The sequence below is a fragment of the Lysobacter antibioticus HS124 genome (assembly GCF_000336385.2).
Classification (GTDB): Bacteria; Pseudomonadota; Gammaproteobacteria; order Xanthomonadales; family Xanthomonadaceae; genus Lysobacter; species Lysobacter firmicutimachus.
The window spans coordinates 90,975-97,504 of sequence record NZ_HG424458.1; the positions used below are offsets into that span (position 1 = coordinate 90,975).

5 protein-coding genes are annotated in these 6,530 nt (G+C 68.9%); all 5 read right to left on the minus strand.

From position 1 onward, the window contains the following. Window positions 1-295: 295 nt before the first annotated feature. Window positions 296-817 (minus strand): hypothetical protein, encoded by a 522-nt coding sequence (locus TX83_RS04540; protein WP_141233347.1) that lies wholly within the window; start codon window positions 815-817, stop codon window positions 296-298. Between the two features lie 411 nt (window positions 818-1,228). Further along, window positions 1,229-2,359, minus strand: coding sequence for a molecular chaperone DnaJ (gene dnaJ, locus TX83_RS04545; RefSeq protein ID WP_064746745.1), 1,131 nt, complete (start codon window positions 2,357-2,359; stop codon window positions 1,229-1,231). Between the two features lie 120 nt (window positions 2,360-2,479). Further along, complete coding sequence (dnaK, locus tag TX83_RS04550) at window positions 2,480-4,396, minus strand: molecular chaperone DnaK (RefSeq protein WP_064746746.1); 1,917 nt, start codon at window positions 4,394-4,396, stop codon at window positions 2,480-2,482. Between the two features lie 162 nt (window positions 4,397-4,558). Next, a complete protein-coding gene (grpE, locus tag TX83_RS04555) occupies window positions 4,559-5,074 on the minus strand; it encodes a nucleotide exchange factor GrpE (RefSeq protein ID WP_064746747.1) in 516 nt (171 codons plus the stop codon). Between the two features lie 287 nt (window positions 5,075-5,361). After that, the gene (gene hrcA / locus TX83_RS04560; RefSeq protein ID WP_064746748.1) at window positions 5,362-6,441 is read right to left on the minus strand and encodes a heat-inducible transcriptional repressor HrcA; all 1,080 of its coding nucleotides are present in this window, start codon (window positions 6,439-6,441) and stop codon (window positions 5,362-5,364) included. Between the last annotated feature and the right edge of the window lie 89 nt (window positions 6,442-6,530).

A 6,530-nucleotide genomic window follows, 5' to 3' on the forward strand; every position in this document is an offset into this window, starting at 1 on the left:
AAGCGGTCGCGAACGATGACGGATCGAGGCACATTGAATCGGCGGCCTGGGGTCGCGGTCGCGGCTTGCGACCGAAGGACATTCCCGCGGGACCTCGCTCCTACCCCGAGGACGCGGTTTCGATCGGTGGCAAGGCGTCCGACGGCGCTGCGCGTCCCGGGTCGCGGCTTACGCCGCTCCTACAGGAAGCGGCGACGCCCTGCCGTTCCTCCACAACGCTTCGGCCGCTCCCCCCTTTTTTAAAAGGGGCCAGGGGACTTGCCTTTGCTGTTGCTTTCGCTTCCGCGCCCCCTGCTCAAGGCCGGTGGAACTGCGCCAGCGAGCGGCGCAGCGAACCGCCGTCGGGCGAGATCAGGTCGGCAATGCGCCAGCAGCCGCGCTCGTGGACGAACAGCAGTTGCGCGCTGCGCTCGCTGCGTTCCTCGCCCAGGTCGAAGCGATAGGCCACGCGCACGCGATCCCTGCCCTCCGCCTCGAAGCGCGGGTTCGCGGCCTCGCCGTCTTGCGCGCCGAGCCAGGGATCGGCGTCGATCGCGCACAGCTCGCCACCGTCGCGGCAGGCATGCTCGCTGCGCAGCAACGCCAACAAGGGCGCGGCGACGACGTCGCCCAGGCGCTGCGGCGCCTGGTCCCAGAACAGGTAGTGCGAGCGATAGAAGGACTGCGCCACCGCCGTCGGCGTGGCGCCGCTGCAGGCGGCCGCAGCCGGCAATGCGGCCGCCAACGCCAACACGAAGGCGACTGCCCTCGCCGCCCGGCGGGCGAGCGCAGGCCGCGCGATCGGTGTCCGGTTCGGCGTTGCGTGGCGTAGCGGCATCAGGGACTCCGTGTCGATGGGAACGAGGCAGCGAGCGTTCGGCGAGGCGCTGCGGATCGCGACGCCTTGCTCTCGGGCGTGCTTTCTAGCACATCGCTGCGTTCCTGCCCGCCGGCGCGCGCAAGCCGCCACATCGAGCGAAGAATCGTATCGAACCGGATGCAGAGGCCGCGGCCGATAGTCTGCGGGTTGCCGCATCGCGCCTGCGTTTCAGCACCTCGCGCGGGCCGGTGTCGACACTGTCGGGAGCGCCACCGCAGAAAAGACCGCATGGCGGCCCTGTCCAGATCCAGCAGCGAGCGGCACGGCGCGCCGCCCGGCTCAGGAGGTCATTCGGGACCACCACCGCAAAAAGAAAGGACCGCATGGGCGGCCCTTTCCAAATGCGAACGGCGCAGCGCGCCGCCCGGCTCAGGACGTCATCCGGTCCCAGAAACCCTTGACCCCGTCGAGGAAGGTCGAAGAACGCGGCGAATGCCTGCGCGCGCCGTCGCCGACGAAGGTGGCCTCGAACTTCTCCAGCAGCTCGCGCTGCTCGGGAGTGAGGTTGACCGGCGTCTCCACCACCACGCGGCAGTACAGATCGCCCGGGCGGCGGCTGCGCACCGACTTGACGCCCTTGTCGCGCAGGCGGAACAGCTTGCCGCTCTGGGTCTCGGCCGGAATGCGCAGCTCGACTTCGCCGTCCAGGGTCGGGACCCGGATCGAATCGCCGAGCGCGGCCTGGGAAATGCGGATCGGCACCTCGCAGTGCAGGTCGTCGCCTTCGCGCTGGAAGATCTCGTGCTCGCGCACGCGCACTTCCACGTACAGGTCGCCGGGCGGCGAGCCGGCCGGGCCGGCCTCGCCTTCGCCGGTCAGGCGGATGCGGTCGCCGTTGTCGACGCCGGCGGGAATCTTGACCTGCAGGGTCTTGGTGCGCTCGACCCGGCCCTGGCCGTGGCAGTCGCCGCAGGGATTGGCGATGGTCTGGCCGCGACCGTTGCAATGCGGGCAGGCCTGTTGCATCGAGAAGATGCCGCGCTGGAACCGCACCTGGCCGCGGCCGTTGCAGGTGCTGCAGGTCTCGATCTTGCCGTCGGCCGAGCCCGAGCCCTTGCAGGTCTCGCACTCGTCCAGGGTCGGGATTTCGATCTGCTTCTCGACGCCGCCGACCGCTTCTTCCAGGGTCAGCTCCATCACATAGCCGATGTCGGCGCCGCGGCGCGGACCGCGTTGGCCGCCGCCGGCACCGCCGAAGATGTTGCCGAAGATGTCGCCGAAAATATCGCCCATGTCGGCGAAACCGGGGCCGCCGGCGCCGCCGCCCATGCCGTGCTCGAACGCGGCATGGCCGTGCTGATCGTAGGCGCGGCGCTTGTTCGCGTCCGACAGGACTTCGTAAGCCTCCTTGCACTCCTTGAACGAGGCCTCGGCCGCCTTGTCGCCCGGATTGCGGTCCGGATGGAATTTCATCGCGCAGCGGCGATAGGCCTTCTTCAGGTCGTCGTCGCCGGCGTTGCGCGCAACGCCCAGCACTTCGTAGTAATCGCGTTTGCTCATGGGCTGGGATCGGGGGTTCGGGATTGGGGATTAGCTAGAGCAGGAACCTATGACCGGAAAAGGGACCCGGGACGGAAAGCCTGGCCTTCCAATCCCGAATCCCTGATCCCGAATCCCGGCTTACTTCTTGTCGTCCTTCACTTCGGTGAACTCCGCATCGACCACGTCGTCGGACTTGGCCGAGGAGGCGCCGGCGTCGCCGGCCGGGGCGTCGGCATGGCCGGCGCCGGCGGCGGCGAACAGCGACTGCGCGGCCTCTTCCAGGGCGCGCGACTTGGCCTCGATCTGGGCCTTGTCGTCGCCCTTCATCGCCGTCTCCAGCTCGGCGATGGCCGACTCGGCGCGGCCGATCGCCTCGCCCGGCAGCTTCTCGCCGTGCTCCTTGATCGCGCTGCGGGCGCTGTGGATCAACGCGTCGGCGTGGTTGCGGGCCTGCACCAGCTCGTGGAACTTCTGGTCTTCCTCGCGGTTGGCCTCGGCGTCGGCGACCATCTTGGCGATCTCTTCCTCGGACAGGCCCGAGCCGGCCTTGATCTCGACCTTCTGTTCCTTGTTGGTCTTCTTGTCCTTGGCGCTGACGTGCAGGATGCCGTTGGCGTCGATGTCGAAGGACACCTCGACCTGCGGCATGCCGCGCGGCGCCGGCTCGATGCCGGACAGGTCGAAGCGGGCCAGCGACTTGTTGTAGCGGGCCTGCTCGCGCTCGCCCTGCAGCACGTGCACGGTCACGGCCGACTGGTTGTCCTCGGCGGTGGAGAAGGTCTGCGAGGCCTTGGTCGGGATGGTGGTGTTCTTCTCGATGATCTTGGTGAACACGCCGCCCAGGGTTTCGATGCCCAGCGACAGCGGGGTCACGTCGAGCAGCAGCACGTCCTTGACGTCGCCGGCCATGACGCCGCCCTGGATCGCCGCACCGACGGCGACGGCTTCGTCCGGGTTGACGTCCTTGCGCGGCTCCTTGCCGAAGAACTCGGCCACCGCCTGGCCGACCTTGGGCATGCGGGTCTGGCCGCCGACCAGGATCACCTCGCTGATGTCGCTGGCGCGCAGGCCGGCGTCGTTCAGGGCGATGCGGCAGGGCTCGATGGTCTTCTTGACCAGGTCCTCGACCAGCGACTCCAGCTTGGCGCGGGTCAGCTTGATGTTGAGGTGCTTCGGGCCCGAGGCGTCGGCGGTCACGTACGGCAGGTTGACTTCGGTCTGCTGCGAGGACGACAGCTCGATCTTGGCGCGCTCGGCCGCGTCCTTCAGGCGTTGCAGGGCCAGCGGGTCCTTGCGCAGGTCGATGCCCTGGTCCTTCTGGAACTCGTCGACCAAGTAGTCGATGACGCGCTTGTCGAAGTCTTCGCCGCCGAGGAAGGTGTCGCCGTTGGTCGACAGCACTTCGACCTGCATCTCGCCGTCGACCGAGGCGATCTCGATGATCGACACGTCGAAGGTGCCGCCACCGAGGTCGTACACGGCCACCTTGCGGTCGCCGCCCTTCTTGTCCATGCCGTAGGCCAGCGCGGCCGCGGTCGGCTCGTTGATGATGCGCTTGACTTCCAGGCCGGCGATCTTGCCGGCGTCCTTGGTCGCCTGGCGCTGGCTGTCGTTGAAGTAGGCCGGCACGGTGATGACCGCTTCGGTGACCGGCTCGCCCAGGTAGGCTTCGGCGGTCTTCTTCATCTTGCCCAGCACTTCGGCGGAGATCTGCTGCGGCGCCATCTTCTTGCCGTCCTGGGTCGCGACCCAGGCGTCGCCGTTGTCGTGCGGGACGATCGCGTACGGCACCAGGCCGAGGTCCTTCTGCACTTCGGCGTCGGTCATCTTGCGGCCGATCAGGCGCTTGACCGCGTAGAAAGTGTTCTTCGGATTGGTCACCGCCTGGCGCTTGGCCGAGGCGCCGACCAGGACTTCGCCGTCCTTGGTGAAGGCGACGATCGACGGAGTGGTGCGGTCGCCTTCGGAATTTTCGATGACCTTGGCCTTGCCGCCTTCCATGATCGCGACGCAGGAATTGGTCGTGCCCAGGTCGATGCCGATGATCTTGCCCATTGCTGTGCTCCCTCTCGAATGCTTGGAATTTAAGGGGCGGGGCGCGGTGCGCGCCGGCCGCCGATGTTCGCTATCTGGGGCCCGGTGCCGGGCAGTTCAAGCGCCCGTGCCCTGCCCCGTCGGTCCGGGTACCGGCCCTTCGCCGATACCCGGACGCCGTTCTCAGGCGTCCTGGCTGACCACCACCAGGGCCGGACGCAGCAGGCGCTCGTTGAGCAGCCAGCCCTTCTGGTAGACCTGAACCACGTGGTTCGGCGCCACGCCCGGCGCCGGCACCAGGCTCATGGCCTGATGGTGTTCGGGATTGAACGGCTGGCCGGTCGGATCGACCGCGACCAGGCCGTTGTCGGCGGCGACCTTGAGCAATTGCCGCAGGGTCAGCTCCATGCCCTGGCGCAGCGCGCCGCTGTCCTCGCCGGCGGCGGCCAGGCCGGCCTCCAGGCTGTCGATCACCGGCAGCAGCTCGCCCAGCAGGCGCTCGTTGGCGAACTTGCGCGCCATCTCGATGTCGCGCGCCACGCGCTTGCGCTGGTTGTCCAGCTCGGCGCGCTCGCGCAGCGAATCCTCGCGCAGCTTGCTCAACTCGTTGCGCAGGGCGTCGAGTTCGGGCACCTCGCCGGCCGGCGCCTCGTCCTGGGCGGCCTGGGTCGATTCGGGGTTCAGATCGTGTGGGTTCATGCTGGTTCCTGGCGGTCCATCCGCGACAGGGGCAGCAATGGGGCCGGCGCGGCGGCATTCAAGTGCCGGGATCTGCATCGATCGGCCGCCATCGGCGTCGAGTCGCGGGTTTCGTGAACGGCCGCGCGGTCCGTTCGGCCGGTCCGCAACCCCGTCGCCCGCGCTATTCCCATTGAGAAAAGCCGGGGGTTTTGGCTTCGGCCCCGGGCCGCCTCGGGCGCACGGCGAGGGGTCTCGGTCGCGGCTCGCGTCGCGGCTATCCGCGGCGGGCCCGGCTCACGCCGCGACTATGAGAGATCGTGGGGCTGCGGGGGCTCGCCGCCCTCTCCGGGCTGGAACGCGTCGCCGAGCGCATCGGCGGCGGCCTGCACCACCGGGATGATCCGGTCGTAGGCCATGCGGGTCGGGCCGATCACCCCCAGCACCCCCAGCACCCGGCCGCCGGCGGTGTACGGCGCGGTCACCAGCGACACCCCTTCCAGCGGCGCCAGCCCGGTTTCCTCGCCGATGAAGATCCGCACCCCGGGCGCGCGCACGGTGCGCTCCAGCAATTGCAGGATCTCGCGCTTGCGGGCGAAGGCCTCGAACAGCTCGCGCAGCCGGTCCAGGTCGGCCAGCTCCTGCAGGCCCATCAGCCGGGTCTGCCCGGCCAGGACCATGTCGTCGCCGTCCGGGGCCAGCACCTGCTCGGCCAGCTCCACCGATTGCGTCAGCAAGGCCTGCATCTCGGCCTGGGCATGGCGCAGCTCGTGCACCAGGGTGGCGCGGATCTCGGCCACCGGCCGGCCGGCGAAATGGGTATTGAGATAGTTGCTGACTCGCTCCAGCTCGCCGCCGTCGTAGGGGCGGCGGGTCTGAATGATGCGGTTCTGCACGTCCTGGTCGGCGAACACCAGGATCGCCAGCACCCTCTGCGCGTCCAGCGGCACGAAATCGATGCGCCGGAACGCGAACTGCTCGCGCTTGGGCACGCTGACCACGCCGACGAAATGAGTCATCGCCGACAGCAGTTCCGAGGCGCTGCCGAGCAGGGCCTGGGTGCCCGAGCCGGCCGGCAGCTCGCTGCGCAGCCGCGCGACCTCGCCCTCCGGCAACGGCCGCACCTGCAATAAAGAATCGACGAACAGCCGATAGCCTTGCGCGGTCGGCACCCGCCCGGCCGAGGCATGCGCCGCGCTCAGCAACCCGGCCTCCTCCAGGTCGGCGAGGATGTTGCGGATCGTCGCCGGACTGACGTCCAGGCCGGCATGCCGGGCCAGGGTCTGCGACCCGACCGGCTCGCCGCTGTGGATGTAGCGACCGATCAGGGTGCGCAGCAACTGCCGCGCACGCGGGTCTAGAACGGGTTCGGACGATCGGCGGTTCATGGTGTCGATATAGGCGTCGCGGCCGGTAGGTGCAAGGGGCGGGGATTGGGGATTGGGGATTGGGGATTGGGGATTCGGGATTCGGGATT